This window comes from Limnohabitans sp. 2KL-27, from assembly GCF_001269345.1.
Taxonomy (GTDB): domain Bacteria; phylum Pseudomonadota; class Gammaproteobacteria; order Burkholderiales; family Burkholderiaceae_C; genus Limnohabitans_A.
Window position 1 is genome coordinate 352,411 of record NZ_CXOP01000002.1, and the last position, 26,143, is coordinate 378,553.

At 62.5% G+C, this 26,143-nt stretch carries 22 protein-coding genes; 16 read left to right on the forward strand and 6 right to left on the reverse strand.

Translation table 11 applies throughout. The annotated features are described in order from the left end of the window. Window positions 1-52: 52 nt before the first annotated feature. Window positions 53-1,060, forward strand: coding sequence for a sodium-dependent bicarbonate transport family permease (locus tag LHAB_RS04310; RefSeq protein WP_090047654.1), 1,008 nt, complete (start codon window positions 53-55; stop codon window positions 1,058-1,060). Window positions 1,061-1,084: 24 nt separating this feature from the next. On the opposite strand, the gene LHAB_RS04315 is transcribed toward LHAB_RS04310, so the two are convergent. From LHAB_RS04315 to glnE, 4 genes are all read right to left on the reverse strand, one after another. Beyond that, the gene (locus tag LHAB_RS04315; protein ID WP_090044138.1) at window positions 1,085-1,786 is read right to left on the reverse strand and encodes an SDR family oxidoreductase; all 702 of its coding nucleotides are present in this window, start codon (window positions 1,784-1,786) and stop codon (window positions 1,085-1,087) included. After that, window positions 1,783-4,890 (reverse strand): efflux RND transporter permease subunit, encoded by a 3,108-nt coding sequence (locus LHAB_RS04320; RefSeq protein WP_090044139.1) that lies wholly within the window; start codon window positions 4,888-4,890, stop codon window positions 1,783-1,785. Before LHAB_RS04320 ends, LHAB_RS04315 begins: the two co-directional genes overlap by 4 nt. 9 nt (window positions 4,891-4,899) lie before the next feature. Then, complete coding sequence (locus tag LHAB_RS04325) at window positions 4,900-6,015, reverse strand: efflux RND transporter periplasmic adaptor subunit (protein WP_090044140.1); 1,116 nt, start codon at window positions 6,013-6,015, stop codon at window positions 4,900-4,902. 125 nt (window positions 6,016-6,140) lie between these two features. Further along, a complete protein-coding gene (gene glnE, locus LHAB_RS04330) occupies window positions 6,141-8,885 on the reverse strand; it encodes a bifunctional [glutamate--ammonia ligase]-adenylyl-L-tyrosine phosphorylase/[glutamate--ammonia-ligase] adenylyltransferase (RefSeq protein WP_194943089.1) in 2,745 nt (914 codons plus the stop codon). Between the two features lie 25 nt (window positions 8,886-8,910). Between glnE and LHAB_RS04335 the strand changes: the two genes are divergently transcribed. From LHAB_RS04335 to LHAB_RS04350, 4 genes are read left to right on the forward strand one after another with little or no spacing between them, the layout of a single operon-like run. Next, on the forward strand, window positions 8,911-12,990 hold the full coding sequence (locus LHAB_RS04335; protein ID WP_090047657.1) for a YhdP family protein: 4,080 nt from the start codon (window positions 8,911-8,913) through the stop codon (window positions 12,988-12,990). A gap of 6 nt (window positions 12,991-12,996) precedes the next feature. After that, the gene (locus LHAB_RS04340; RefSeq protein ID WP_090044141.1) at window positions 12,997-15,078 is read left to right on the forward strand and encodes a sensor histidine kinase; all 2,082 of its coding nucleotides are present in this window, start codon (window positions 12,997-12,999) and stop codon (window positions 15,076-15,078) included. A 9-nt stretch (window positions 15,079-15,087) separates the two neighbouring features. After that, window positions 15,088-15,738 (forward strand): response regulator transcription factor, encoded by a 651-nt coding sequence (locus LHAB_RS04345; RefSeq protein WP_090044142.1) that lies wholly within the window; start codon window positions 15,088-15,090, stop codon window positions 15,736-15,738. Next, window positions 15,735-16,307, forward strand: a complete 573-nt coding sequence (locus LHAB_RS04350; RefSeq protein ID WP_228763342.1) for a C40 family peptidase — start codon at window positions 15,735-15,737, stop codon at window positions 16,305-16,307. The genes LHAB_RS04345 and LHAB_RS04350 overlap by 4 nt, the downstream gene beginning before the upstream one ends. Before the next feature lie 22 nt (window positions 16,308-16,329). Here the strand turns inward: LHAB_RS04350 and LHAB_RS14620 are convergent, their stop codons facing one another. After that, window positions 16,330-16,467 carry a hypothetical protein gene (locus LHAB_RS14620; RefSeq protein ID WP_194943227.1) on the reverse strand — a complete coding sequence of 46 codons (138 nt, stop codon included), beginning with the start codon at window positions 16,465-16,467 and terminating at the stop codon, window positions 16,330-16,332. Between LHAB_RS14620 and LHAB_RS04355 the strand changes: the two genes are divergently transcribed. The 5 genes from LHAB_RS04355 to LHAB_RS04375 all read left to right on the forward strand — a co-directional run bounded on the left by LHAB_RS04355 (window position 16,466) and on the right by LHAB_RS04375 (window position 20,571). Beyond that, complete coding sequence (locus tag LHAB_RS04355) at window positions 16,466-17,626, forward strand: murein transglycosylase A (protein WP_228763343.1); 1,161 nt, start codon at window positions 16,466-16,468, stop codon at window positions 17,624-17,626. The two genes, LHAB_RS14620 and LHAB_RS04355, sit on opposite strands and share 2 nt — an antisense overlap. A 5-nt stretch (window positions 17,627-17,631) precedes the next feature. Continuing rightward, window positions 17,632-17,907: a YkgJ family cysteine cluster protein gene (locus tag LHAB_RS04360; RefSeq protein ID WP_090047661.1), complete on the forward strand. Its 276-nt coding sequence runs from the start codon at window positions 17,632-17,634 to the stop codon at window positions 17,905-17,907. Between the two features lie 87 nt (window positions 17,908-17,994). Next, on the forward strand, window positions 17,995-18,780 hold the full coding sequence (locus tag LHAB_RS04365) for a class II aldolase/adducin family protein (protein ID WP_090044144.1): 786 nt from the start codon (window positions 17,995-17,997) through the stop codon (window positions 18,778-18,780). 7 nt (window positions 18,781-18,787) lie between these two features. After that, entirely contained in the window at window positions 18,788-19,921 is a 1,134-nt protein-coding gene (locus LHAB_RS04370; RefSeq protein WP_090044145.1) for an alkene reductase, read from the forward strand. Then, window positions 19,918-20,571, forward strand: coding sequence for a hypothetical protein (locus LHAB_RS04375; protein WP_090044146.1), 654 nt, complete (start codon window positions 19,918-19,920; stop codon window positions 20,569-20,571). Before LHAB_RS04370 ends, LHAB_RS04375 begins: the two co-directional genes overlap by 4 nt. Window positions 20,572-20,595: 24 nt before the next feature. On the opposite strand, the gene LHAB_RS04380 is transcribed toward LHAB_RS04375, so the two are convergent. Beyond that, entirely contained in the window at window positions 20,596-22,803 is a 2,208-nt protein-coding gene (locus LHAB_RS04380; RefSeq protein WP_090044147.1) for a heavy metal translocating P-type ATPase, read from the reverse strand. A gap of 76 nt (window positions 22,804-22,879) precedes the next feature. Between LHAB_RS04380 and LHAB_RS04385 the strand changes: the two genes are divergently transcribed. The 6 genes from LHAB_RS04385 to minC all read left to right on the forward strand — a co-directional run bounded on the left by LHAB_RS04385 (window position 22,880) and on the right by minC (window position 26,135). Continuing rightward, window positions 22,880-23,077 (forward strand): heavy-metal-associated domain-containing protein, encoded by a 198-nt coding sequence (locus tag LHAB_RS04385; protein WP_090044148.1) that lies wholly within the window; start codon window positions 22,880-22,882, stop codon window positions 23,075-23,077. A gap of 26 nt (window positions 23,078-23,103) precedes the next feature. Continuing rightward, window positions 23,104-23,298: a YgaP family membrane protein gene (locus LHAB_RS04390; RefSeq protein WP_090044149.1), complete on the forward strand. Its 195-nt coding sequence runs from the start codon at window positions 23,104-23,106 to the stop codon at window positions 23,296-23,298. A gap of 86 nt (window positions 23,299-23,384) precedes the next feature. Then, window positions 23,385-23,870, forward strand: coding sequence for a Spy/CpxP family protein refolding chaperone (locus tag LHAB_RS04395; RefSeq protein ID WP_090044150.1), 486 nt, complete (start codon window positions 23,385-23,387; stop codon window positions 23,868-23,870). A 115-nt stretch (window positions 23,871-23,985) separates the two neighbouring features. Next, window positions 23,986-24,870 (forward strand): DUF2189 domain-containing protein, encoded by an 885-nt coding sequence (locus tag LHAB_RS04400; RefSeq protein ID WP_090047663.1) that lies wholly within the window; start codon window positions 23,986-23,988, stop codon window positions 24,868-24,870. Continuing rightward, complete coding sequence (locus LHAB_RS04405; protein ID WP_194943090.1) at window positions 24,870-25,079, forward strand: DUF2788 domain-containing protein; 210 nt, start codon at window positions 24,870-24,872, stop codon at window positions 25,077-25,079. Before LHAB_RS04400 ends, LHAB_RS04405 begins: the two co-directional genes overlap by 1 nt. A gap of 285 nt (window positions 25,080-25,364) precedes the next feature. Further along, complete coding sequence (gene minC, locus LHAB_RS04410) at window positions 25,365-26,135, forward strand: septum site-determining protein MinC (protein WP_090044152.1); 771 nt, start codon at window positions 25,365-25,367, stop codon at window positions 26,133-26,135. The last annotated feature ends 8 nt before the right edge of the window (window positions 26,136-26,143 follow it).

Here is a 26,143-nt window from a genome sequence, read left to right on the forward strand (position 1 = left end):
CGATTTTACAAGTGCCCTGTCCATTCCTATGATCGGCGCAAGGAACACCCCCATGCACAACCTGATCGACCCCGCCATCCTCTTTTTCATCTTTGGCGTGTTGGCGGGCACCGTCAAATCCAACCTCGAAATCCCGCCCGCCATCTCCCGCTTTTTGTCGCTTTACCTGTTGATGGCCTTGGGCCTGAAGGGCGGCTTTGCGCTGTCGCAATCGGGCCTGACAACCCAAGTCGGCATCAGCCTGGCCGCCGCCGTGTTGTTGGCCATCGTCATCCCGCTCATCGGTTACGCCGTGCTGCGGCGCTTTGTCTCCGGTTTTGACGCGGCCGCCGTGGCCGCCACGTATGGCTCGGTGAGTGCCGTGACCTTTGTCACGGCGGTGCAGACGCTGGAAAACCAGGGCGTGGCTTATGGCGGGCACATGGCCGCGGCCATGGCTTTGATGGAGTCCCCCGCGATCATCCTGGCCGTGGTGTTGGCCAACTCATTGCGGCAAAAACAGGCCTCAGGCGCGGTGCTCCAAGCGGGCGGTGTGGCCGCGCTGGGTGGCCCTGCCGCACCTCATGGTGCGTCGGTGGGCAAAATTTTGCACGAGTCTTTCACCGATGGGGCGCAGTTGCTGCTGCTGGGGGCCATGGTGATTGGTCTGGTCACGGGCGAAGCCGGCAAAGAAGCGATGGCCCCCTTCTCGGTGGACCTCTTCAAAGGCATGCTGGCCTTCTTCCTGCTCGACATGGGCTTGATGGCCGCGCGCAACCTGCCGCAGGTCAAAGGCCAGTCGCCCGTGCTGATCGCCTATGCCGTGCTCGGCCCCATCGTGCACGCGGCTTTGGCGCTGGGGCTGGCGTACGGCCTGCAACTGAGCGCAGGCGATGGCGCCTTGCTCATGGTGCTGGCCGCCAGTGCGTCTTATATTGCCGTGCCCGCCGTGCTGCGCACCGCCTTGCCCGAAGCCAAACCCGCGCTGTATTTCGGCCTGAGCCTGGGGCTGACCTTTCCCTTGAACATCGTGATCGGCATCCCGGTCTATCTGGCGGTGGCGCAGGCCGTGCTGGTCTGACGGTCACGGGTGTTCAGTGGGCCCCTAGACCGAGCGCATCAAACCGCCATCGATGCGCAGGTTCTGGCCCGTGATGTAGGCCGCGCCTTCTGAGGCCAAAAAGGCGATGGTGGCGGCCACTTCTTCGCTGGTGCCATAGCGCTGCATGGGCACACTTTGGCGGCGCTGCTCTTGGGCGGGCAGGCTGTCGATCCAGCCGGGCAGCACATTGTTCATGCGCACCTGGTGCACCGCATGCTCGTCGGCAAACAATTTGGTGAATGCGGCCAGGCCCGCGCGGGCCACCGCCGAGGTCGGGAACATCGCACTGGGCTCGTCCACCCAGGCGGTGGAGATGTTGACGATGGACCCCGATTTTTGCTGGACCATGATGGGCGCCACCAGCCGCACGGCGCGCACCACATTCAGAAAGTACATGTCGAGCCCCAAGTGCCACTGCGCATCGGTCAACGCCAGCAAAGGGCCTTTGGGGCCGTGGCCTGCGCTGTTGACCAGCACGTCGATGCGGCCCCAGCGCGCCATGGTTTGATCGACCAGCTTTTGCAGGTCTTCGCCCGACTGGTTCGAGCCGGTCAGCCCCAAGCCGCCCAACTCATGGCCCAGCGCCTCGCCCTTGCCGGACGAGGACAGCACGGCCACCTGAAAGCCATCTTGCGCCAACTTGCGCGCCGCAGCCGCCCCCATGCCACTGCCGCCGCCCACCACCATCGCCACCTTGATGCTCATGTCTTGCTCCTGGTTTGTGTGAATTTTCGAAACATCCGGCCTGACCACTGCCCCAGATCGTCCAAGTAAGTGAACACCACCGGCACCACCAACAAACTGAGCACGGTGCTGGTGAGCAGGCCACCGATCACGGCAATGGCCATGGGCGAGCGGAAACTCGCGTCTGCCGCGCCCCAACCCACGGCAATGGGCAGCATGCCCGCGCCCATGGCAATCGTCGTCATGACGATGGGGCGCGCGCGCTTGTGGCAAGCGTCCAGCAAGGCGTCCCAGCGGCTCATCGGCGGCACGGCGGGGTGATCGCCCTCGGCGGGTTTGCCGCGCCGCGCTTCGATCGCGTACTCCACCAGCAAGATCGAATTCTTGGTGGCGATGCCCATGAGCATGATGAGGCCAATGAGCGAAGGCATCGAAAAGCTCTTTTGCGCGATGAGCAAGCCCACGAATGCGCCGCCCAAAGACAAGGGCAAAGCGGCCAAGATGGTGATGGGGTGCAAGAAGCCCTTGAACAACAGCACCAGCACGATGTAGATGCACAGCACACCGATCATCATGGCCAGGCCAAAGCTGGCAAAAAGCTCGCCCATGACTTCCGCATCGCCCACTTCCACGATCTTCACGCCCGGCGGCAGGCTTTGCAGCGCAGGCAGCTTTTGCACTGCCGCTGTCACGTCGCCCAGCGGCATGCCCGACAGCTCGATCTCGAAGTTGATGTTGCGTTGGCGGTCGTAGCGGTCAATCACCGCCGGGCCGCCTGCCACCTCGATGCTGGCGACTTGGCCCAGCATGACGGGGCCGCGGCTGCCGGGCACCAGCAGGCGCTCGAGCGTGGTCAGATCTTGCCGGGATTCATCGCCCAATTTCACGACGATGGGCACCTGCCGCTCGGACAGGTTGAGCTTGGGCAAGGCCGCGTCGTAGTCCCCCAAGGTGGCCACGCGCAAGGTGTCGCTGATCGCGGCGCTGGTCACCCCCAGGTCGGCGGCTTTGGCAAAGTCGGGGCGAACCGCGATCTCGGGGCGCACCAGACTGGCCGTGGAGGCGATGGAGCCCAAGCCCTGGATGGTGCGCAAATCGCGTTCCACCGCCATGGCCGCGGTCTGCAGGGCCTGCGGGTCTTCGCCCGTGAGGACCAGCACGTATTTCTCGCCCGAGCCGCCCAAGCCCACCTTGGTGCGCACACCGGGCAATTGCTGCAAAGCCGTGCGGATGTCGTTTTCAATGGCCTGTTTGCGCGGGCGCGTGCCGCGCTCGGTCAACTGGATGGTGAGCGTGGCCTTGCGCACCTCGGCCGCGCCGCCGCCGGCAAACGGGTCACTGCCGGCGCTGCCGCCACCGATCGTGGTGTAGACGCTTTTCACGTTGTCCACCGTCATCAAGAGCGTGCGGGCGTGGTCGGCGCTGGCCTGGGTCTGGGCCAGCGTGGCGCCAGGGGGAAGCTCCACATAAACCTGGGTTTGGGAGTTGTCGTCCGGCGGGATGAAGCCCTTGGGCAACAAAGGCACCAGCATGATGGAGCCGATGAAAAACAGCGTGGCCAACACCATGGTGAGCAAACGGTGCTTCATGCACCAGGTGGCCCAAACCATGTAGCGCTTGAGCCAGCCGGGTTCGTGCGCGGCCGTGACGATGGGCTTCAAGATGTAAGCGGCCATCATGGGCGTGAGCACCCGCGCCACCACCAGCGAGGCGAACACCGCCAGCGACGCGGTCCAGCCAAACTGTTTGAAGAACTTGCCCGGAATGCCGCTCATGAAAGCCGTGGGCAAAAACACCGCGATCAGGGTGAAAGTGGTGGCGATCACCGCCAGGCCGATTTCGTCGGCCGCTTCCATGGCCGCTTGGTAAGGCGACTTGCCCATGCGCAAATGGCGCACGATGTTTTCCACCTCCACAATCGCGTCGTCGACCAGCACCCCAATCACCAAGGACAGCGCCAGCAGAGTCACCACGTTGATGGAAAAACCCAGATACGCCATGCCGATGAAGGCCGGGATGACCGACAGCGGCAGCGCCACGGCCGACACAAAGGTGGCCCGCCAGTCGCGCAGGAACAGCCACACCACCAGCACCGCCAAAATGGCGCCCTCGTAGAGCAAGATGAGTGAGCCCTTGTATTCCTCTTCCACCGGGGTCACGAAGTCAAAGGCCTCGGTGATCTCGATGTCGGGGTTTTGCAAGCGGTAATCGGCCAGCGCCTGGCGCACCAGAAGGCCCACGGCCACTTCGCTCTCGCCCTTGCTGCGCACCACCTCAAAGCCCACCACCGGCGTGCCGTTCAGACTGGCGGCCGAGCGGGCATCGGCCAAGGTGTCGGTCACCGTGGCCACTTGGTCCAGGCGCACGCTGCCGCCCCGCGATGTGGCCAGCTCAATTTGTCCGACTTCTTGCGCCGTTTTGACGGTGGCCAAGGTGCGCACGGGCTGCTCGCCCGCACCCACATCCATGCGCCCACCCGAGCCTTCTTGCTGCACCTGCTTGAGCTGGCGCGAGACTTCGGCGGCCGTGATGCCCAGCGCCTGCAAACGGTTCACATCGAGCGCCACACGCACCTCGCGGGTCACGCCCCCCACGCGGTTGACCGCGCCCACGCCGCGCAGCGACAAGAGCTTGCGGGTGATGTCTTTGTCCACCAACCACGACAGGGCCTCGTCGTCCATGCGCGCAGAGCGCACCGTGTAGGCCAGCACAGGTGTGCCGGCGAGGTTGAGCTTTTGCACCACCGGGTCGCGCAGGTCACCGGGCAAGTCAGCCCGCACCCCCTGGATGGCCGAGCGCACATCGTCCACCGCCTCTTGGCTGGGTTTCTCCATGCGGAATTCGGCGGTGATGGACACCACGCCGTCTTGCACTTTGGTGGTGATGTGTTTGAGGCCTTGCAGCGGGGCCAACGCGTTTTCGAGTTTGCGGGCCACATCGGTTTCGAGCTGCGAGGGCGCGGCGCCGGGCAAGCTGGCGGTCACGGTGATGGTGGGCACATCCAGATCGGGAAAGTTCTGCACTTTCATCGCGCCAAACGCGATCATGCCCGCCACCGTCAGCAGCACAAACAGCATGACCGCCGGGATCGGGTTGCGGATCGACCAGGAAGAGACGTTGAGCATGGCGTCCCTTTATTTGGTGGCGGGAGCGGCTTGCGGGGCTGGCGCCTCCACCACACGCACGGTGTCGCCGTGGTTCAGGAACGCGCCCCCACTGGCAACAACGCGGGCATCGGCTTTGAGGCCACTGCTCACCTCCACACGGCCATCGCTTTGGCGTCCGGTTTGCACCTTGAGCTGACTGACTTTTTGGTCAGCCCCCACGGTGTAGACATAACTGAAGCCGTCACGCACCACCACGGCCGCCTGAGGCACCGTGAGCGCCTGGCTCTGGCCCACCGCGATCTGGCCTTGGGCATACATGCCTGCGCGGGCGCTGCCGGTGGCCGCGGTCAAGTCCACGTACACGATGGCGTTGCGGGTTTGCACATCGACCGATGGGGCCACCATGCGCACCTTGCCTTGCAGCATCTGGCCGCTGGCGGCTTTGATCTGCACCGGAGCGCCCACCTGGATGCGACCGATTTCGGCGGCAGTCACTTCAGCGCGCCACTCCATGCGGCCTTGCCGAATCAGGCGGAACAGCTCGGTGCCAGCGCCCACCACGCTGCCCACGGTGGCCTGCCGCGCCGAAATCACCCCCGCATCGGGCGCACGCACCTGGGCTTGCGACAGGCGCACGTTTTGCAACTGCACCATGGCACGGGCGGACTGCACGCGGGCCATGGCCGAGGCCTCTGTGGCCAGCGCTTGGCTCAACTGCGCATTGCTGAAGAAACCTTGCTGCTGCAGGCTGCGGGCGCGCTCGGCTTGGACTTTGGCTTCTTGGGCGCTGGCAGCCGCTTCGGCCAACAGGCCTTCGGCCTGCGCCAACTCAGCCCGCACGCTGTCGGCCTGCAAAACCGCCAGCACATCGCCGCGCTGCACCCGGTCGCCCACGTTCACGCGCACCTCGGTGATCTTGAGGCCATTGGCCTCGGCCCCGATGACCGCTTCTTGCCAAGCGGCCAAGTTGCCGTTGGCGCTGATTTTTTGCGCCAGACTGGTCGTTTGGGGGGTGGTCACCGTGACCGTGAGGGAAGGTTTGGGGGCGCTGGGGGCTTTGCCCTCTTCAGCGGCAAAGGCCACAGGCCCCGCAATGACCCACACCCATGCACTTGCCCATACCCAAACACCGCTTTTTTTCATGACACTTCCCTTGACTGCACGCCAGGCTGACGCTCAACAAGTTTAGCGGTTGACCATGCCTGCTCGCATTGCACTTGAACGCCACAAGGTCATGGGCCGCCATGGCAGCGCCTCCATAAGCTGTGTCAGTGCATCACGAAATGCCACAGCGCCAAGACCGCTTCGCGCTCAGACGCAAGCTGCTCCAATGGCACGTCGGTGAGCTCTTCGTTCAAGCGGGCACGGTGCTGCACGCGGCGCAACTCGCGGTAGGCGTTGGCGGCGGCCTGACCCATGCCTTGCGGCAGCAGACCCACGGCTTCGGCGCGGATCAACAAAGCGATGTTGCCCACGTTGTCGGCCAGCTCGGGGTGGGCGGCGGTGTGCAGCAGCACCAGGTATTGCACGGCAAACTCGGCGTCCACCATGCCGCCGGGGCTGTGTTTGACGTCAAAGCGATCGGCCTTGACCGGGTGGCCCTGGCGCACTTTGTCCCGCATGGCCACGATTTCGGCTTTGAGGCTGGCCGCATCGCGCGGGGCGCTGATGACGGCGTGGCGCACCGCGTCAAACTGCGGGGCGAGGCTTGGCAGCCCCATCACAAAGCGGGCGCGCGTCATGGCCTGGTGTTCCCAGGTCCAGGCGGTGTTGCTGCCGCGCTGCTGCTGGTAGTCGGCATAGGCTTCAAAACGTGTGACCAACAGACCCGAGTTGCCATTGGGTCTGAGTGCCGTATCGATCTCATACAGGTCGCCATCGGCGGTTTTCACGGTCATCCAGTTGATCAGTTTGCGCACATAGGCGGCATAGATTTCCTGTGCGCGTTCGTCCTCGTCTTCGTAAACGAACACGATGTCCAGGTCGCTGCCGTAACCCAACTCTTTGCCTCCGAGCTTGCCGTAACCAATGATGGCAATGGCCGGTTCTTCGCGGTGGCGGGTTTTCAGGCGGCTCCAGCACCAGCGGGCTGTGACGCGCAGCACGGCATCGGCCAAAGCGCTCAGATCGTCGGCCACTTGCTCCACCGTGAGCACGCCTTCCACGTCACGTGCCAAGGTGCGGAACTGCTCGGCATGGTGGGCACGGCGCAGCAAATTGAGCAAGCTTTCCTCGTCGTCTTCGCCTGTGCGCTGCAACGCCGCCAGGCGGGCCTGCAACTCGCCCTCGAATTCAACCGCATCAAAGCGGCTGTCAAACAAATTCCCTCCGGCCAGCTCGTCGATCACCCCCGGGTGTTGCAGCAGGTAGCGGGCGGGCCACTTGGCCGCACCCAGCAGGCGCAGCAGGCGTTCGTGCACCGAGGGTCGCTCCAGCATCAACGCCAGATAGCTTTCCCGGCGCAGCAAAGGCTCGATCCAGTCGGCCATGCGCAGCACGGCTTCGTCGCTCACGCGCCCAACGTCCAGCCACTGGGCGGTGCGCTGCAGCAGACGCATCAGGCGTCCCCTGGCATCGTCGCGCAGGGACTGCACGCGCGGGTTGTCGGCCCACTGCGCCAAGCGCTCGCGCACCCGACCCTTGAAGTCGCCCAGCACCGCGTCCAGCTCGGCATGCTCGCGGTTGTTTTTGCCGTTCTTGCCGTTGCAGGTTTTGCATTCCCGGTCGCCGCCCAGCAGGGTGTCGAACTCTTGCGCCACCACCTCGCGGTGCGCGTCCAGCTCGCTCAAAAAAGCACAGGCGTTGGCGTGTCCCAGGGTCTGCGCGATCCAGGCCAGGTCGTCGTCTCGGGTGGGCAGCACATGGGTTTGTTGGTCGTCCAGATACTGGATGCGGTGCTCGACCTGGCGCAAAAATACATAGGCCGCGCCCAAGGCATCGGCGGTGGCCTGGGGCATGAGCCCGGCCTTGGCCACGCGCTGCAGGGCGTCCAGCGTGGGGCGGGTGCGCAGTTCTGGAAACTGGCCGCCGCGCACCACTTGCAAAAGCTGCACCGTGAACTCGATCTCGCGGATACCGCCGCGTGAGAGTTTCACGTCATTGGCGCGTTCGGGATGGCCCGCGCTGCGCTTGGACGCGTGGTCGCGGATTTGCTGGTGCAGGGTGCGCAGCGACTCGAACACGTTGTAGTCGAGGTAACGGCGGAACACAAAGGGCAACACCACACCGCGCAAGGCTTGGGCCGAGCCCTTGAGCACCGCTGTGCGGGGGGCGACCACACGGCTTTTCATCCAGGCAAAGCGCTCCCACTCGCGGCCCTGTACCAGCAAGTACTCTTCCAGCGCATCGAGCGAGACCACACTGGGGCCAGAGTTGCCGTTGGGGCGCAAGGCCAGATCGACACGGAACACAAAGCCGTGCTCGGTGGTGTCGCCGATCAGGGCGTACATACGCTTGACGGCGCGGGTGAAGTACTCTTGGCACGAGACCTTGTTGCGGCCCTCGCTGTTGCCCAAAGTTTCGCCGTCTTCGTCGTAAACATAAATCAGGTCGACGTCACTGGACACATTCAACTCGCGGGCACCGAGCTTGCCCATACCGATGATCCACATCTCGGCGCGCTGGCCGCAGGCCTTGGTGGGCGCGCCGTGCAGGGCGTCCAGATCGGCCATCACTTGCTGCCAAGCGATGTCGAGCGTGACTTCGGCAAGCCACGTCATGCCGTGCGTGACCGCCGACAAATCGGCTTGGCGGCTGCAGTCCAAAAAGGCCAGGCGCTCCAGCGTGAGCTGTCGCAGCACGCGCAAGGCCGCGCTGGTGTCCAGGCCCTTGGCTTGCAAAGCGGCATAGGCGGTGTTCAGGCTGTCGCGTGTGGGGGCCCCGGGCGGCAAAAGGGGCAACTCGGCACCATAACGGCGATGCAAACGCTGCACAAAACGTGAATACAGAGGCAAATCGACCAGACTGACATCGTTTGCGGCGGGTGCCTCATCCATGGGCTGGCTGCGAGTCATAATTCCTGCTGACTTTCTGATTCAAATGTTTGTGTCCTCTTTGCCCATTTTTGCCCGCCTGACCCTTGTGCTGTCCCGCTTGATGCGGGCCGTGGCCTGGGTTCTGTTGGCGCTGGGCGTCTTATTGGGGATGGCCTGGGCTGCCTTGCATTTTTGGATTGTGCCGCGAATCGGGGAGCACCGTCCCGCGCTGGAGCGCTTGGCCCAACAAAGCATCGGGGTTCCGGTCAAGATTGGCGAGATCTCGGCCGAGTCAACCGGCTGGGCGCCCTCCTTTGAGTTGCGCAACATCGAACTGCTCGACCCCGAAGGCCGCACCGCACTGCGACTGCCCAAAGTCACGATCGCGATCAGCGTGCGCTCGGTGCTCGACTTGAAACTGGAACAGCTCGTGCTGGATGGGCCCGAACTCGATGTGCGGCAGATGGCCAACGGCCACTGGCGGGTAGGGGGCCTCGATTGGACGGCGCAAAAAGGCGGTGACAAGGCCGCAGCCGATTGGTTGTTTGCGCAGCGGGAAGTCATCGTGCGGGGCGGCACGCTGCACTGGAGCCGCGAAAAAGCAGCCCAAGACCCGACACAAACAGACACGGCGGCGGCCAGCCTGTCACTGCGCGACCTGGATCTGGTGCTGCGCAATTCGGCCCGACACCACGACGTGCGCCTGGACGCCACCCCTCCCGACAATTGGGGTGAACGCTTTGTCACCATCGGTCGCTTCAAACGCAACCTCTTGTCCATGCACCCCGGCCAATGGGCCGACTGGACGGGTCAGGTCTACACCTACTTCCCGCACGTTGATGCCGCGCAGCTGAGCCCCTACATGCCCGGAGAGATGAAACTCATGTCGGGTCAAGGCAGCATGCGCCTGTGGAACGACGTGAACAACGGCCAATGGGCTGGCGGCGTGGCCGATGTCCACCTGACGGGATTAAAGACCACCCGCCCAGAAGGTGAAACCCCCCTGGGCTTTGAGCGTTTGTCGGGGCGTTTGGCGGGCCGCGTCCATCCACTGGGCTTTGAGGTTTCGACACAGCACTTGGCCTTTGTGAGCGACCAAGGCCTGGCCTGGCCTGGTGGCAATGTCACGCTGACCTATACCCATCCACAAGGCAACAACCCGGCAAGCGGTCAGCTGCAAGCCGATCAGCTGGACTTGTCGGCCCTGCGCGATGTGGCCTTGCGCCTGCCTTTGCCTAACGATTGGCATCAACGGCTGCAACACCAAAAGGTCACCGGACAGGTCGACGCTTTGCAGTGGCGCTGGCAGGGCGACTGGCAAACACCACAGCGCTATGACGGACAGCTCACACTGCACGGTTTGTCTTTGCCACCATCGACCGCACGCGCAAGCGACACCTCCCCGCAGCGGCCCGGCGTGCAAGGCGCACAGGTCCAACTGAAATTGAACCAAGATGGTGGTCGCATCGAGGTCAACATGGCCAATGACGGGGCCGTGTTTCTGCCTGGCGTTCTGGAAGACGCCGAAGTGCGCATTCAGTCTTTGCATGCGCACGCGGTGTTCAAACGCGAGGCTGCACAGTGGCACGTGCCCGACTGGAAGCTTCAGCTGGCCAATGCCGACCTGCAAGGGGAATGGCAAGGCCAATGGCACCCCACACCCGAAGGCCATGGCCCGGGCGTGCTGGACCTGCAGGGCAAGATCAAACGAGCCAATGCCGCAAGGGCTTACCGCTACCTGCCCCTGTCAGTGCCCGCAAACGTGCGGCAATACGTGCGGGACGCGGTGCTCAAAGGGGTCTATTCGGACGTGCAAGTGAAGGTCAAAGGCGATCTGGCCAAACTGCCATTTGCCAACCCCAAAGCGGGTGATTTCAGGTTGGCTGGCCGCATCCAGGACGTGGAGCTGGATTACATTCCTGCGGCCTTGCTGCCCCCGAAAAGCCTGCCCTGGCCACGCTTGCACCAACTGACGGGCCAGCTCGTCTTTGACCGCCTGGGCATGAAACTGAGCGACGCCTCCGCCCGCGCGGGCGATCCACGCACCGGTCTCACGCTGAGCGCGGGTCAAGCCGACATCGCCGACATGCTCAATAACCCTGTGCTGAATGTCTCGGCCGAGAACAAAGGCGCAGCAGCACAGGTGCTGACGCTGGTGCAAAATTCGCCTTTGGATGCCATGCTGTCGGGTGCTTTGCGGCAAACCCAGGCCACCGGCAATGTGCAAACCCGCTTCAAACTGGCGGTGCCCCTGCTCACACCCCAGAACACCAAACTGCAAGGCTCGGTGGTGCTCAGCAGCAACGATGTGCGCATGACGGCCGACACACCACTTTTGGAAAAACTCCAAGGCACGGTGCAATTCAGCGAATCTGGTTTCAGCCTGAGCGGCACTCAAGCGCGCCTGTTGGGTGGGGCGGTTCGGATTGAAGGCGGCATGCGGCCCACCCCGGGTGCGTCCAACACAGAGACCTCGCTGCAGTTGCGTGCCCAAGGCCAAGTGACGGCCGAAGGGCTTCGCCAAGCCAAAGAATTCAGCCCGCTCAATGAATGGGCGCAACACGCCAGCGGTGCCACCAGCTTCAGCGCACAACTGGGCTGGCGCCAAGGGCAACCCGAATTCGCGCTGCAAAGCCAACTGGAAGGCCTGGCCCTGAAATTGCCCGCCCCACTGGGCAAGGCAGCGAACGCGAGCTTGCCCGTTTCACTGCGCACGCGCGTGCAAGGTTCAGGCAACGCCTTGCGGGACCAATTGCAGCTGGAGTGGGGCACCGTGGCCTCGGCCCTCTATGTGCGTGATCTGTCGGGCGCAGAACCCGTCGTCTTGCGCGGCAGCCTCACCCTGGGCTTGCCGGCGGCGCAAGCCCCCACATTGCCCGCCACTGGGGTCAGCGCAGCGGTGGCGCTGGACCGTTTTTCGCTCGAAGACTGGGAAAGCCTGCTGCCCGCCGATCAAGGTGCAGCAGGCCAAAAAGCCACGGGCAAAACAGCGTGGTCAGCCTATGGCCCCACACGCATCGGTCTGCAGGCCAACACACTCACCGCCGATGGCCGCACCTTGCACCAAGTGGTGGCAGGTGGCTTGCGCGAAGGCAACTCGTGGCGGGTCAATGTCGATGCCCGAGAACTCAATGGCCACGTGGTCTACCGACAGCCCAGCGGCGACCAACTGGGCCACCTCTTCGCACGCCTGTCGCGCCTGATTTTGCCGCCTTCCAGCGTGGCCGAAGTCGAAGGTCTGCTCGAAGCACCACCGGCCAACCTGCCTTCTTTGGACATTGTGGTGGAACAGCTGGAGCTGCGCGGGAAAAAACTCGGGCGCATCGACATCGAAGCCCTCAACACCGAGCCGCCCAAAACCCGGGGCAAAGCCAACCTCGAATGGCAGTTGAACAAATTCAACATCACCGTCCCCGAGGCCAGCTTTCGCAGCACCGGGCGTTGGCTGACCACGGCCGATGGGGGCCAGCAGCGCAAGACAGAAATGAATTTCAAGCTGGACATTTCAGACGCTGGCGCATTGCTCACGCGCCTGGGCACGCCCAACGCCTTGCGTGGCGGGGCGGGTCAACTCGAAGGTGCTGTGAGCTGGCAAGGCTCCCCCTTGGCCTTGCATTACCCGAGCATGTCCGGCCAATTTGCCGTCAAGATGGGCCGAGGTCAGTTCCTCAAAGCCGACGCCGGGGTCGCCAAGTTGTTGGGGGTTCTGAGTCTGCAAGCCTTGCCGCGCCGCCTGTTGCTGGATTTCCGCGATGTGTTTTCTGAAGGCTTCACTTTTGATTCGGTGCGTGGCGACGTCAGCATCGCCCAGGGCATCGCTTACACGCGCAACCTTCAAATCAAGGGCGTGAACGCCTTGGTTCAACTCGACGGATCGGCCGACATCGCTCAGGAAACCCAAAAGCTGCGGGTGGTGATCCTGCCTGAGCTCGATGCGGGCACGGCGTCATTGGTGGCAGGCATTGCGGTCAATCCCGTGGTGGGCCTCACGTCTTTTCTGGCGCAGTTGTTCTTGCAAAACCCCTTGGTCAAGGCCAACACCCAGGAATTCCTGATCGATGGCAGCTGGGCCGACCCCCGGGTCACCAAAGTCAACAGCGCGGGCGATATCAAAACCCCTCCTGCTGGCATGAACCCGCCTTGAAGCCCCATGAAAATGCTCGGCGCCACTGGCCTGATGAACGCTTGGCACAAGCACCGGAACAGGATCCGTGCCCAACTCGATGAAGCTTTGCCTTGGGGATCAGGGCGCCGCTCTTTGTGGGCGGCGCTGATCGCCTTGGTGCTGGCTGTGCTGACCACACTGGTTTGGCTGGCCGGCCGCTACGAAGCCAGTCAGGTGCAAGCCGAGCTGGAACGCGACACCGCCGATGCCGTAGGAGATTTGCGCAGCAGCCTGTCACGGCAGATTCAGGCCTTGCAAGCCTTGCAATCGGGGTCTTTGTCACCTGCCAGCTGGCCGCCTTCGGCCTTGGATTTGTTGCGCAACAACCGCGACTGGTTGCGCGTGGAGTGGCGCGACAAAGCCTGGCAACTGCAGGCGTTTGCCGACTCACCCCTGCGTGCACCGGCGTTTGAGCGCATTGCGCGCAGTGACGTCCTGAACGAGGCCAACCAAGCCTGCCAACGGGCCAAACGCCTGAATGGGCCCGCTTATTCCAGCACCTATTTCCTGCCCCAAAACGACGGCCTGGGCATCGAAGTCATGGAGCTTTGTCTGCCGGTCACACAAAACGGGGAATGGTTGGGCTTCACTGTGGTGACCTACAGTCTGCAGGAGTTGCTGAACGAGCGTCTGGGCAGCACCTTTGGGCGCAGGAACGAATTGTCTTTCGTTGAGCCGGACGGGACACGCTTGGCCATTGCCGGTGCCCAGCGGCGCGAGCGGCGTGTGTTCACCAGCCAGCAACTGGTCGATTTGCCAGGCAACACTTTGCTGCTGCGCATGGACGGCCGACGCGGCGAGCCGGCCCTGTTTCCCAATGTGCTCACCGCCTTGGTGACCGGCATGTCGATGGCGCTGATCACGGTGATGGTTTTGCTGACCAAGGATGCACGCCGGCGCCAGAAGGCCGAACGTGATCTGGCCGATGCGCTGGCGTTTCGCAAAGCCATGGAAGACTCTTTGGTCACGGGCCTGAGGGCCCGCGATCTGCAAGGCTGCATCACCTACGTGAACCCGGCGTTTTGCCAAATGGTGGGTTGGGAGGCCGACGCCCTGATCGGCCAGAACGCCCCCATGCCCTATTGGCCCCCCGAAATGGTGGACGAATACCAACAGCGCCAGGCCATCCGCATGGCGGGCAATGCCTCGCCCAGGGAAGGTTTCGAATCGGTCTTCATCCGCCAGGACGGCACGCGTTTTCCGGTGCTGATCATCGAAGCGCCACTGATCAGCGTGCAGGGCGAGCAGACCGGTTGGATGGGCGCGGTCATCGACATCAGCGAGCAGCGGCGCATCGAAGAGCTGTCGCGGGCCAGCCAGGACCGCCTGCAAGCCACCGCTCGCCTGGCCACAGTGGGCGAGATGGCGTCCTTGCTCAGCCACGAGCTCAACCAGCCTTTGGCCGCGATCGCCAGTTATGCCAACGGCTCGCTCAACCTGCTCAAGGACCCGCAGGCCGAACCGCAAACCCTGGACGATGTGCACATGGCCTTGCGCCGCATCGCCGAGCAGGCCGAGCGCGCCGGACGCGTCATCAACAGCGTGCACGACTTTGTGCGCCGCCGCGACCAGGCCCGCGAAGCCGTGCAACCTCAGGCCCTGCTGGACGCCATCGCGCCGCTGGTCAACCTGCAAGCGCGCAAACTGCAGGTGCGCGTGCACATGCGGGCGGATGCCCGACTGCCTGCCGTGTGGTGTGACCGCACCATGGTCGAGCAGGTCCTGCTCAACCTGGCACGCAACGGCATGCAGGCCATGGATTGGCCAAACTGCCGCGACAGGGTGCTGGTGCTGCAGGTGCAACTGGCCTCGCCTGAGCAGGGCCACGTGGGCGTGGCTTTTTCAGTCACGGACCTGGGCGCGGGCATTGCGCCCGATGTGGCCGCCCAGCTGTTCAACCCCTTCTTCACCACCAAGCCCGAAGGCATGGGCTTGGGCCTGAGCCTGTGCCGCACCGTGGTCGAACAGCACGGGGGCCAGCTGGAATTTGAGCCACACAAGCCCAAGGGCACCGTGTTCCGCTTCACGCTGCCCGCAGCGGGCGGCCCTGCCATGCACAGCACCTAAAATCGCGCCATGCACCCCCCTTTTGACAGCATGGTCTACATCGTCGATGACGACATCGGCGTGCGCGAAGGCATGGCCTGGCTGTTGCGCACGCGGCGCCTGCTCAGCGAGTCCTATGACAGCGCCGAGGCCTTTCTCGACATGCTGGAAAAAGCCGCTTCCGTGGCCAACGCCTCGCCCCTGCCCCAACAGGCGGGGTGCATCTTGCTCGATGTGCGCATGCCGGGCATGAGTGGTCTGGTCTTGTTTGAACACCTGCAAGCCAGCGGAATGGCGCAGGCTTGGCCTGTGATTTTCCTGACCGGTCATGCCGACGTCCCCACCGCGGTGGACAGCGTCAAGCGCGGGGCGTTCGATTTTTGTGAAAAACCTTTCTCGGACAATGCCTTGGTCGACCGGGTGGAGCAGGCCCTGCGCCTGTCCCAGGATCGCCTGAATGCACGCACCCAGCAGGGCTTTTTGCAATCGCGCCTGGGCGAGTTGACCGACCGAGAACGCGATGTGATGCGCTTGGTGGTGGAAGGTCTGCCCAACAAACTGATCGCCGACCAACTCGACATCAGCGTGCGCACGGTCGAGGTGCACCGCTCGCGCGTTTTCGACAAAATGGAAGTCAAGTCTGCCGTCGAATTGGCCAACCTGATGCGAACACTGACATGAGGCAGCCGACCCACAACGCGCGCCCCATGCAGGCCCTGGCCCGCACAAGCCTGATCACCGTGCTCACGGGCTTGGCCTGGCTTGTGGTGGGCTGCTCGTCTGCCCCGGTGCGGACAGACCAGCGAACTGCGCCAGTGGCGGCGTCAGAGATGCCTTCTGCATCACAGCCTGCTGCCAGCACCGATTACCACCCCAAACGCAATGACCTGGCCTTGTTTGCCATGTCCTTGCTGGACACGCCTTACAGCTGGGGAGGTCGAGGGCCGGCCACAGGCTTTGACTGCTCCGGTCTGGTCTCGCATGTCTACCGTGAAGCGGCGGGCTTGCCAGTCAAAGGCAGCTCGGCCGACTTGGGCCAGAAATCACGCCCCATCGACCGCGCCCGCATCCAACCTGGCGACCTGGTGTTCTTCAACACCTTGGGGGCGCGGCATTCGCATGTGGGCATTTATGTGGGCGATGGCCGCTTTGTGCACGCCAGCAACCCCCGCACCGGCGTGCGCATGGACCAGCTGAACAACCGCTACTACGCCCAGCGCTTTGAAGGCGCCGGCACACTGCTGGACTGAGCCCGTTTCGCCCCCCGCCCAGTCAAGGCTTTGGATCGTCTGGGTCTTTGGGGTCGACCGGTGGCAATTCACCCTTGTTTCGGCCAGAAAACATGGTCCACCACACAATCACGACGAACAGCACCAGGGCCAACAAGGCTTCCAGCAAAATAAGCGCCATGATCAAGTTTCCATTTCTTCGTGTTGGCCGCGCAGGTCCCCGCTGGCTGTTGGTTGCGATTGTAGGCAGCCTGAGCGCTTGCGCCGTTGCTCCCGTGCTGGATGAACCCAGCCGCGCCGGCCCATTGGCCGCGCCTGCCGCAGTGGCTGTCGCGCCACTGCCCCCTGTGATCATGCAAGCGACCAGCCGCTGGGTACCGGTGCCCTGGTCCGATCTGCCTGGACTGGAACAAGACGCTGTGCACGAAGCCTGGCCCGCATGGGTGCAAAGCTGCACCCGGCCCAGCCCACCTTGGGCCGCCCTGTGCCCGGAGGTTCGGCAGCTGGCCCAAGCCAGCGTGCAAACGCAGCGCCAATGGCTGCGCGAGAGGTTACAACCTTACCGCGTGGAGTCACACACCCAGCAAAACGAGGGCTTGTTGACGGCTTACTATGAGCCCGTCTTGAAAGCCGAGCGCCATGCGCGCCCAGGCTTCCGTGTGCCGCTGTATGGCCCACCCGACGGTCTGAGCAAACGCAAACCCTGGTACACCCGGCAAGAAATCGACACCTTGCCTGCGGCTCGGGCTGCACTGCGCGGCAAGGCCTTGGTCCATTTGGCCGACCCGGTCGATGCCATGGTGCTGCACATCCAGGGCTCAGGCTTGATCGACGTGCGCGAACCCGATGGCCGCCAACGCAGGGTGCGCCTGGCGTTTGCTGGCACCAACGACCAACCCTACAAAAGCATTGGCCGCTGGTTGCTGGACCAAAACCTGATTCGCGACGCCTCTTGGCCCGGCATCAAATCGTGGATTGACCGCAATCCCTCGCGTGTGAACGAGTTGCTCTGGCAAAACCCCCGCGTGGTTTTTTTCAAGGAAGAAGCCTTGCCTGTCGGCGATGTGCCGCCCGGCCCCAAAGGTGCACAAGGCGTGCCCCTGACCGCAGAGCGCTCCATCGCGGTCGACCGCAGCAGCATTCCCTATGGCACGCCCGTGTGGTTGAAGTCCAGCGGTCCGCAAACCCGACTTGACCGCTTGGTGTTGGCCCAAGACACCGGCACCGCCATTGTGGGCGCGGTGCGTGCCGACTATTACGCGGGCTCCGGCCCGGCAGCCGGTGAATTGGCCGGGCGCATGAAGCAGCCTCTGCAACTGTGGGCCCTGTGGCCACGCTGAGCCCCATGCCTTTGTCCTGCCGCCCCGGCTGCGCCGCGTGCTGCACCGCACCGTCGATCTCCTCGCCCATTCCAGGCATGCCCCATGGCAAACCTGCGGGCGTGCCCTGTGTGCAGCTGGACGCCCAACTGCGCTGCCGGATTTTTGGGCACCCTGAACGCCCGGCCGTTTGCGGGCAACTGCAAGCGTCCCTGGAAATGTGCGGGCCGCAGGACGACCAAGGTCAGTTTGCGCGCGCTTACCTGACCCGACTTGAAAAGTTGACCCGCCCTGATGCCTGAATCTGCTTTCGGTGAGCCAGTCTCCAAGACGTCATCCGGCTCGGCTGTTCATGGGTAAGCTGAGTTTTTTGTCCCCGGAGCATCGCCATGGCGTTTGAGATTCCCTCTTTGAAAGACAGCGTTCACCCCGATGAATGGCAACTGCGCCTGGACTTGGCCGCGTGCTATCGGTTGGTGGCGCTGTATGGCTGGAGCGATCTGGTGTTCACCCACATCAGCGCCAAACTGCCCGCATCGGTGGCGGGCGATGAGCACCAGTTTCTGATCAACCCCTACGGCCTGATGTTTGACGAAATCACCGCCTCCAGTCTGGTGAAGGTGGACATGCAGTGCAACAAGCTGCAAGACAGCCCCTTCCCTGTGAATCCGGCAGGCTTTGTGATCCACAGCGCAGTACATGAGGCACGGCCCGATGCCGGTTGCGTGCTGCACACCCACACCCGGGCCGGGGTGGCCGTGAGCGCGCAGGCGCACGGCGTGCTGCCCATCAGCCAGCAAAGCACTTTTGTGCTGGCCTCGCTGGCCTACCATGGCTACGAGGGCGTGGCCATTCGCGACGAAGAAAAGCTGCGCCTGCAGGCCGATCTGGGCTCGGCCAATTACCTGATGCTGCGCAACCACGGCTTGCTCACTGTGGGCAAAACCATTGCCGACGCTTTCTTGTCGATGTACACCTTCGAGAACACCTGCCGCATCCAGGTCGATGCGCTAGCAGGTCAAGCAGGCCCCAAAGACCTGACGGCGGTGGACCCACAAGTCCTGACCGGCGTGGCCCACGCCATGCGGGTGCAAACCGGTGGCTTGGGCGGCGCCTTTGTTTGGCCTTCGCTGCTGCGCAAGCTCAAGCGCGAAAGCCCCGATTACACCCTTTGAGGACCCCATGCACGCCTTGTTTGAACCCTGCCAAGTCGGCAGCATCGCTTTGGCCTCACGCATCGTGATGGCCCCGCTCACGCGCAACCGCGCACCCGGCTCGCTGGCCAATCCCCGCATGGCCACCTATTACCGCCAACGCGCCAACCCAGCCACGGGGGCGGGCCTCATCGTCACCGAAGCCACGGCCATCAGCCACCAAGGCCAGGGCTATGCCGATGTGCCCGGCATCTGGAGCGCCGAACAAGTGGCTTCATGGAAACAGGTCACCGATGCGGTGCACGCCGAAGGCGGCAAGATCGTGATGCAGCTGTGGCATGTGGGCCGTGTCTCGCACACCAGCTTGCAGCCCGGTGGCGCGGCGCCTGTGGCGCCATCGGCCCTCACGGCCGAGACGAAAACCGTCCTGCTGGTGGACGGCCAAGCCAAGTTCTTGCCCGTGTCCGCGCCGCGTGCGCTCGACGCCGCCGAGCTGCCAGGCATCGTGCGGGATTACCGCCGCGCTGCAGCCAACGCCATCGCCGCCGGGTTTGACGGTGTGGAAGTGCACGCGGCCAATGGCTACCTGATCGACCAGTTTTTGCGCAGCAGCAGCAACCACCGCACCGACGCGTATGGCGGCTCGGTCGAGAACCGCGCCCGCTTTTTGCAAGAGGTGATGCAAGGCATCGTGGCCGAAGTGGGTGGCCCGCGCACAGGCATCCGCCTGTCGCCCGTGACGCCCGCCAACGGGGTGAGCGACGATCGGCCTCAGCCTCTGTTTGAACATGTGGTGCGCTTGTTGGCCCCCATGGACTTGGCCTTCTTGCATGTGATTGAAGGCTCCACTGGCGCCGCACGCGACCACCAGCAAGGCGATCTGCCATTTGACTACGCTGCTTTGCGCCAGGCCTACACCCAGGCGGGCGGGCGGGGCGCATGGATGCTGAACAACGGCTACGACCTGAGCTTGGCCACGCAGTCTCTGGCAGGTGGCGCGGACCTGATCGCGTTTGGCCGCCCCTTCATCGCCAACCCCGACCTCGGCGCACGCCTGCGCCAAGGCGGCCCCTTCAACACGCCCGACCGCGCCACTTTTTACGGTGGCGGCGATGCGGGTTATACCGACTACCCCTTTTTGTCATCACAAGGCCCGACATGAGCACCCAAAACCAATGGTCCCAAGTCCTGTTTCTGTTGCTGGGCTTGAGTGGCATGTTCAGCGTCCAAGCTGGTCGGCCATTGACCGTGGACGACGCCAGCGTGAACGATGTGGGTGAAGGCCACGTGGAAGGCTGGTGGACACGCGCACCCCATGGCTCGCGCAGCTGGACCGTCGCCCCAGCTTATGCGCCCATGCAAAACGTCGAGCTGGGTGCAGGCCTGGCGCGTGAACAAAAAACAGGGCTTGAGACCTTGAACGTTCAGGCCAAGTTCCGCATCACCCCGTCGCAAGAAAACGGTTGCAATGTGGGCGCTGTGTTGGGCACCGCCCGCACCACGGGTGAGGCATCCAAAGGCTATGTGAACGCCTTGTTCAGCTGCAACCACGCCACACTGGGCAGCTTGCACACCAACTTGGGGGCGCTGGATGTCACCAGCCACCAACGCATCGGCACATGGGGCTTGGCTTGGGAGCGTGCGTATGGCGATATCACCGCCCATGTGGAGGTTTATGGCCAACAGCAGGGCAAACCCACCTGGGCCACAGGTTTGCGCACCAGCATCTTGCCCAAGCTGCAGCTGGACACCAGCATCGGCCGTCAAGGCGGACAAAACCTGTTGACGCTCGGAACCAAGTGGATGTTTTGACAAGCGCGCAGCTTGTGCGCGCTTTCAGGGTTTCCAGCGCTTGAGCAACAAGGCATTGGCCATGACGCTGACCGAGCTGAGCGCCATGGCCGCACCCGCCATCATGGGGTTGAGGTAGCCCAAAGCGGCCAAGGGAATGCCCGCCACGTTGTAGGCAAAGGCCCAAAACAGGTTCTGCCGGATCTTGGCCACGGTGCGGGCCGAGATGTCGAGCGCCGCGCCCACCAAAGCCACATCGCCGCGCATGAGGGTGATGCCGGCTGCGTGCATGGCCACATCGGTGCCATTGCCCATGGCCATGCCCACATCGGCCGCGGCCAAGGCGGGTGCATCGTTCACCCCATCGCCCACCATGGCCACCACCTGGCCACCCGCGCGCAGTTTTTGCACCTGCGCCGACTTGTCGCCGGGCAGCACATCGGCCAGCACCTCTCCTGCTTCGGGGCGCAAGCCCAGTCGGCGCGCCATGGCTTCGGCGGCGGCTTGGTTGTCACCGGAAATCATCACCAGCTTCAGGCCCCGCTCGCGCAATGCGGTCAAGGCTTGAGCAGCGCCCGCTTTGGGCTCATCGCCAAAGCCCATGAGCAACAGGCCGCGCAAGCCCACGTCGGTGCGCTCGGCCAAGGCCGACAGGCTGGCGCCTTGTGCCCGCAAGGCTTCGATGTCGTGCAGCCAAACGCCGATGTCCAAACCTTCTTCTTGCAGCCAGCGCAAGCTGCCCAACAACAACTGCCGACCATCCACCGTGGCCAGCACGCCTTTGCCGGGCACCGCCTGCAGGTCTTGGGCAACGGGGCCTGCCAGGCCCTGCTGTTCAGCCGCGCTCACCACCGCACGGGCCAAGGGGTGTTCGCTGCCGCTTTGCACGCGTGCGGCCAATGCCAGCGCCATGTGCGCATCGTGTCCGGGCGCGGCCACATGGGCCAGCAAGCGCGGTTGGCCCACAGTGAGCGTGCCGGTTTTGTCAAAGGCCACGGTTTGCACGCGGTGCGCCAACTCCAGCGCCTGCACGTCCTTGATCAAGATGCCGTGCTTGGCCGCCACGCCCGTGCCCGCCATGATGGCCACGGGCGTGGCCAAGCCGAGGGCGCAGGGGCAAGCAATCACGAGCACGGCCACCGCATGAATGAGCGCCGTTTCAAAATCGGCCCCCGTCGCCATCCACGCACCCAAAGTGAGCAAGGCGATCAACAGCACCACGGGCACAAACACTTCGGCCACTTTGTCCACCAAACGCTGAATGGGTGCTTTGGCCGCTTGCGCGTCTTCCACCAAGCGGATGATGTGCGAGAGCACAGTTTCATGCCCCACGGCTGTCACGCGCATGAGCACACGGCCTTCGCCATTGATGGAGCCGCCCGTCAAGGCCGCGCCCAGCGCCTTGGCTACGGGCAAAGGCTCGCCGGTCAGCATGGATTCGTCCACCTGGGTTTGGCCTTCGACCAATTCGCCGTCCAGCGGAAAACGCTCGCCGGGCCGCACCACAATCCGGTCGCCCACCAGAATTTCGTCCACCGGCACATCGACTTCGCCGTCTTGGCTCATCCAATGCGCCTTGTCGGGGCGCAAGGCGTGCAGGGCGCGGATCGCCTCGGTGGTTTGACGCTTGGCACGTGTCTCCAGCCATTTGCCCAGCATCACCAAAGTGATGACGACGGCCGAGCCTTCAAAGTACAGGTGTGGCGCGTGCCCCTCGTGCGCTGTGAGCCACAGCCAGACGGACAAGGCCCAACCTGCGGTGGTGCCCAAGGACACCAGCAAATCCATATTGCCCGTGAGCGCCTTCAGCGCGTGCCAGCCGGCTTTGTAAAAACGGGCACCCAACACGAACTGCACAGGCGTGGCCAGCGCAAATTGCAACCAAGCGGGCAGCATCCAGTGCTGGCCCCACAACTCGGCCAGCATGGGCAGCACCAAGGGGGTGGTCAACAACAGGCCCACGCCAACCGGCATGAAGCCTGTCCACGGTGAATCAGCGCCTGCATCGGCTTGTGCTTCGGGCGTGCGGGGCTCGTAACCGGCATCGCGCACAGCGCGGCGCAAACGTGCGTCGGTCACATCCAGCGATGCCACTTCGATGCGGGCCGATTCGGTGGCGAGGTTGACCGTGGCACTGAGCACACCGGGTATTTTTTTCAACGCTTTTTCAACCCGCGCCACGCAAGATGCGCAGGTCATCCCACCGATGCCGATGTCGCAGGTGATGGCGGGTTCAGTCTTGATCTGTGTCATGGCAAGAAGCCTTTTTTGGTCTATGCTCAGACAAGACCCCAAGAGGTCGTGTGCAGTTCATTGAAGAGGATGCATCATGAACCAAATTTTCACCGTTGAGGGCATGACGTGTGGCCATTGCGAAAAAGCAGTCACCCAAGCTTTGTTGACTTTGGACGCACAGGCCAAGGTCGTGATCGACCGCGCACACAACAGCGTGCAAGTGGATTCTGAAAAAAACCGCGAAGCTTTGGCACAAGCCATTGCCGACGAAGGTTACCGCGTTAGCGCTTGAATTTTTTGATCCCCTAGGAGTTTCACATGACCCAAAACATTGGCAACATCGAACGTGTTATCCGCATCGTGGGCGGTCTGGTCTTGATCGCACTGGCAGCCACAGGCACCGTGGGCGTTTGGGGCTGGCTGGGCCTGGTGCCTTTGGCCACAGGCTTGACGGGTTGGTGCCCGCCCTACAGCCTGCTGGGCATCAACACCTGCAAGAATAAAAATACCTGATCTTTACAAATCAGCAGCATCCGGGCACAACCCGGATACATGGGCGGATCAGACTGCATGCATCCCATCAACCAAAGGATGTTTCCATGAAATCGATTCGCACCACCTTGATCGCCACGGCCTTGATGGCCGGTCTGAGCGGTCTGGCCTTGGCCCAAAATACCACGGCACCCACCGAAAACACCCGTGCTGGGCGCATGGAAAAAATGCACGCCAACCAAGCCGTGCGCCATGCCCAACACTTGGCCCAACTCAAGTCCAAACTGAACTTGCAAGCCACTCAAGAGCCCACGTGGAACAGTTTCACCCAGTCCATGCAGTACCCTGCCCACATGGCGCGGCCGGAACGTGCAAGCTTTGAAAAAATGACCACGCCCGAGCGCTTGGACCGCATGCAAGCCATGAAAACCGAACGCGATATTCACATGCAGCAACGCGCCGAAGCAACCAAGGCTTTTTACGCCAGCTTGAATGCCGATCAAAAACAGGTGTTTGACCAGGAAACTGCCCGCATGATGAACGGGGCTGGCATGCACGCGATGGGCCACCCACGAGGTCACGGTCACCATTGAGCGCCACTGGGCCGGTTGATGACCGTCTCGGTTGAATGCAAAAGGCTGCCTGGCAGCCTTTTGCCGTTTGATGCAAGTCAAGTTCAACGGTGGCTTGGCAGGTAAGCTCGCTTGCATGACACATGCCTCTCCTCCTCCTGATGATTCCTCTGACCCAGCACCGGATGATCCGCCAAGCCAACTTAAGCGTTTGAACTTACCTGCCGTTTTGCCCATCGACGGCAAGCAACCTTTGTATTGGCTCTCTCTGGGCCTGAAAGACATATTCCACGCCCCTTGGCTGAGCCTGGCCCATGGCTTGGTCATGGCCATCGGTGGCGGCTTGATCACTTGGCTGGCACACGATCGGTTCTGGTTGCTGGCCAGCGCGGTGTCGGGCTTCTTGGTTGTGGCACCGGTTTTGGCCACCAGCCTGTACGCGATGAGCCGCGCCATCGAAAGAAACGAGGCCGTGAACCTGCGACTTTTGTTCAAGACCTGGACGCAATGGCAAACACTGCAAAACAACGAAGCTGTGAGTTACTGGTGCCTGGTGCGTTTTGGTGTGTTGCTGGCTTTGGCGGGCACAGGTTGGGTCTTGACGTCATCGGCCCTGATCACCCTGCTGGCGCCAGTGCCGATTCACACCCCGATGGATTTCATTCACCATGTGGTGCTCAACACCGACAGCTACCTGTTTGAGCTGTGGCTGATGCTGGGCGGTCTGATGGCGGCACCGGTTTTTGCTTCCAGTGTGGTGGCCATGCCTTTGTTGTTGGACCGCCAGCTCAACACCTTGCAAGCCGTGCTGACCAGCTGGAAGGTGGTCCTGACCCATCCCATGCCCATGGTGTTGTGGGCATTTTTGATCATGGGCTTGAGCCTGATGGGTATTTTGAGTTTATTCATTGGCCTGATCGTGATCGTGCCTCTCTTGGGCCATGCATCCTGGCATGCCTACCGCGCCCTGGTGGACACCCGCGATGTGCCTGAGCGCATGCCCCGTCAGGAGGCTGTTTGATGTGGCATTTCACAGAAGAACAGTTCGCCTGGTTTGGCCTGACCATTGGCGTGGGCGCTTTCATGCTCTACATGCTGTTCATCGTCATGCAGCTGGCTTGGGAGTCCAAAGCTGGCAAATTTGGTACCTTTGTTATTTTCTTGGGTCTGGCTTTCGGCATGCTCGGTTTTGTGGCCAAAGGAGTCATTCAATGGTGGATCGATGGCTGAAAACCAACTGGGATAAATCTGTGGATAAAAAACATGGAATATGTCGGTTATCCACAGCTTGGTCTGTCTTGAGCAAGTTGTTCATTTTGTCGTGACAGCAAAATATCACACTCACCCACACCCTTGGAAATGCCATAAGTGACTGTCAATGCTGATGAAAAGGCAGTTGTACACAGAACAGCCCTGTGCTTACTACTACGACTATTTAAAGATATAAAACTATAGAGAGACAACAAGTAAGAAGTGCGCTGTTAAGATTTGTGTCTTTCCATCTCAAACTGCACCATGGCGATCGTTTCAGAAGACCCTTCACTGCCCTGTTACGACATCAAAAGCGCTGATTTGTCTTTGTTGGCTTTGTTGCTCAAAACGACCAACATCCAAGCCGTCTCTGCTGCATTGAAGCAGCAGATGGCCGAAACCCCTGGCTTTTTTGACCAAGATCCTGTGGTTGTGGATGTGGGTGCTTTGGGTCTTGGACCGGATGAAACACTGGATTTGCAAGGACTGATGGCGGCACTGAGGGAACACCAATTGGTTCCCTTGGCCATCAAAGGCGCCCATGAAGCGCTTTTGTTGAAAGCCAAGGGGATGGGCTTGGTGGACGCCTCGGATGCCCGTATTCGGCGTTCTTTGCCCGTTGAAGACCCATTGCCACAAGCCATTGCACCTGTTCCTGCCGTCTCCACACCTGTCTTGGCTGCGCCACTGGGTGCGATGGTCATTGACAAGCCACTGCGTTCAGGTCAACAGGTGTACGCCAAAGGCCGGGATTTGATCGTGTTGGCGATGGTCAATGCGGGTGCCGAGGTGATTGCTGACGGGCATATCCATGTTTATGGTGCTTTGCGTGGCAAAGCCATTGCGGGCGCTCGTGGCAACACGCAAGCCCAAATTTTTGCCCAGGTCATGGAGCCAGAATTGATCTCTATCGCGGGTGTTTACCGCACCAGCGAAAATGCCTTACCCAAAGATGTTTTGGGGCAAGTGGCCCAGGTGTGTTTGCAATCGGGCCCCGATGGGGACAAATTGCTGATCACTGCCCTCAAATGCTAATTTTTTAA

What these genes read in the sequence shown, in the direction of transcription:
- LHAB_RS04375 (WP_090044146.1), top strand. Translation starts at nt 19,918, where the DNA reads ATGAGCACCCAAAACCAATGGTCCCAAGTCCTGTTTCTGTTGCTGGGC.
- LHAB_RS04390 (WP_090044149.1), top strand. Translation starts at nt 23,104, where the DNA reads ATGACCCAAAACATTGGCAACATCGAACGTGTTATCCGCATCGTGGGC.
- LHAB_RS14620 (WP_194943227.1), bottom strand. Translation starts at nt 16,467, where the DNA reads ATGGCGCTTATTTTGCTGGAAGCCTTGTTGGCCCTGGTGCTGTTCGTC.
- minC (WP_090044152.1), top strand. Translation starts at nt 25,365, where the DNA reads ATGGCGATCGTTTCAGAAGACCCTTCACTGCCCTGTTACGACATCAAA.
- LHAB_RS04350 (WP_228763342.1), top strand. Translation starts at nt 15,735, where the DNA reads ATGAGGCAGCCGACCCACAACGCGCGCCCCATGCAGGCCCTGGCCCGC.
- LHAB_RS04340 (WP_090044141.1), top strand. Translation starts at nt 12,997, where the DNA reads ATGAAAATGCTCGGCGCCACTGGCCTGATGAACGCTTGGCACAAGCAC.
- LHAB_RS04315 (WP_090044138.1), bottom strand. Translation starts at nt 1,786, where the DNA reads ATGAGCATCAAGGTGGCGATGGTGGTGGGCGGCGGCAGTGGCATGGGG.
- LHAB_RS04310 (WP_090047654.1), top strand. Translation starts at nt 53, where the DNA reads ATGCACAACCTGATCGACCCCGCCATCCTCTTTTTCATCTTTGGCGTG.
- LHAB_RS04405 (WP_194943090.1), top strand. Translation starts at nt 24,870, where the DNA reads ATGTGGCATTTCACAGAAGAACAGTTCGCCTGGTTTGGCCTGACCATT.
- LHAB_RS04385 (WP_090044148.1), top strand. Translation starts at nt 22,880, where the DNA reads ATGAACCAAATTTTCACCGTTGAGGGCATGACGTGTGGCCATTGCGAA.
- LHAB_RS04400 (WP_090047663.1), top strand. Translation starts at nt 23,986, where the DNA reads ATGACACATGCCTCTCCTCCTCCTGATGATTCCTCTGACCCAGCACCG.
- LHAB_RS04370 (WP_090044145.1), top strand. Translation starts at nt 18,788, where the DNA reads ATGCACGCCTTGTTTGAACCCTGCCAAGTCGGCAGCATCGCTTTGGCC.
- LHAB_RS04335 (WP_090047657.1), top strand. Translation starts at nt 8,911, where the DNA reads ATGTTTGTGTCCTCTTTGCCCATTTTTGCCCGCCTGACCCTTGTGCTG.
- LHAB_RS04320 (WP_090044139.1), bottom strand. Translation starts at nt 4,890, where the DNA reads ATGCTCAACGTCTCTTCCTGGTCGATCCGCAACCCGATCCCGGCGGTC.
- LHAB_RS04345 (WP_090044142.1), top strand. Translation starts at nt 15,088, where the DNA reads ATGCACCCCCCTTTTGACAGCATGGTCTACATCGTCGATGACGACATC.
- LHAB_RS04380 (WP_090044147.1), bottom strand. Translation starts at nt 22,803, where the DNA reads ATGACACAGATCAAGACTGAACCCGCCATCACCTGCGACATCGGCATC.
- LHAB_RS04325 (WP_090044140.1), bottom strand. Translation starts at nt 6,015, where the DNA reads ATGAAAAAAAGCGGTGTTTGGGTATGGGCAAGTGCATGGGTGTGGGTC.
- LHAB_RS04365 (WP_090044144.1), top strand. Translation starts at nt 17,995, where the DNA reads ATGGCGTTTGAGATTCCCTCTTTGAAAGACAGCGTTCACCCCGATGAA.
- LHAB_RS04360 (WP_090047661.1), top strand. Translation starts at nt 17,632, where the DNA reads ATGCCTTTGTCCTGCCGCCCCGGCTGCGCCGCGTGCTGCACCGCACCG.
- LHAB_RS04355 (WP_228763343.1), top strand. Translation starts at nt 16,466, where the DNA reads ATGATCAAGTTTCCATTTCTTCGTGTTGGCCGCGCAGGTCCCCGCTGG.
- LHAB_RS04395 (WP_090044150.1), top strand. Translation starts at nt 23,385, where the DNA reads ATGAAATCGATTCGCACCACCTTGATCGCCACGGCCTTGATGGCCGGT.
- glnE (WP_194943089.1), bottom strand. Translation starts at nt 8,885, where the DNA reads ATGACTCGCAGCCAGCCCATGGATGAGGCACCCGCCGCAAACGATGTC.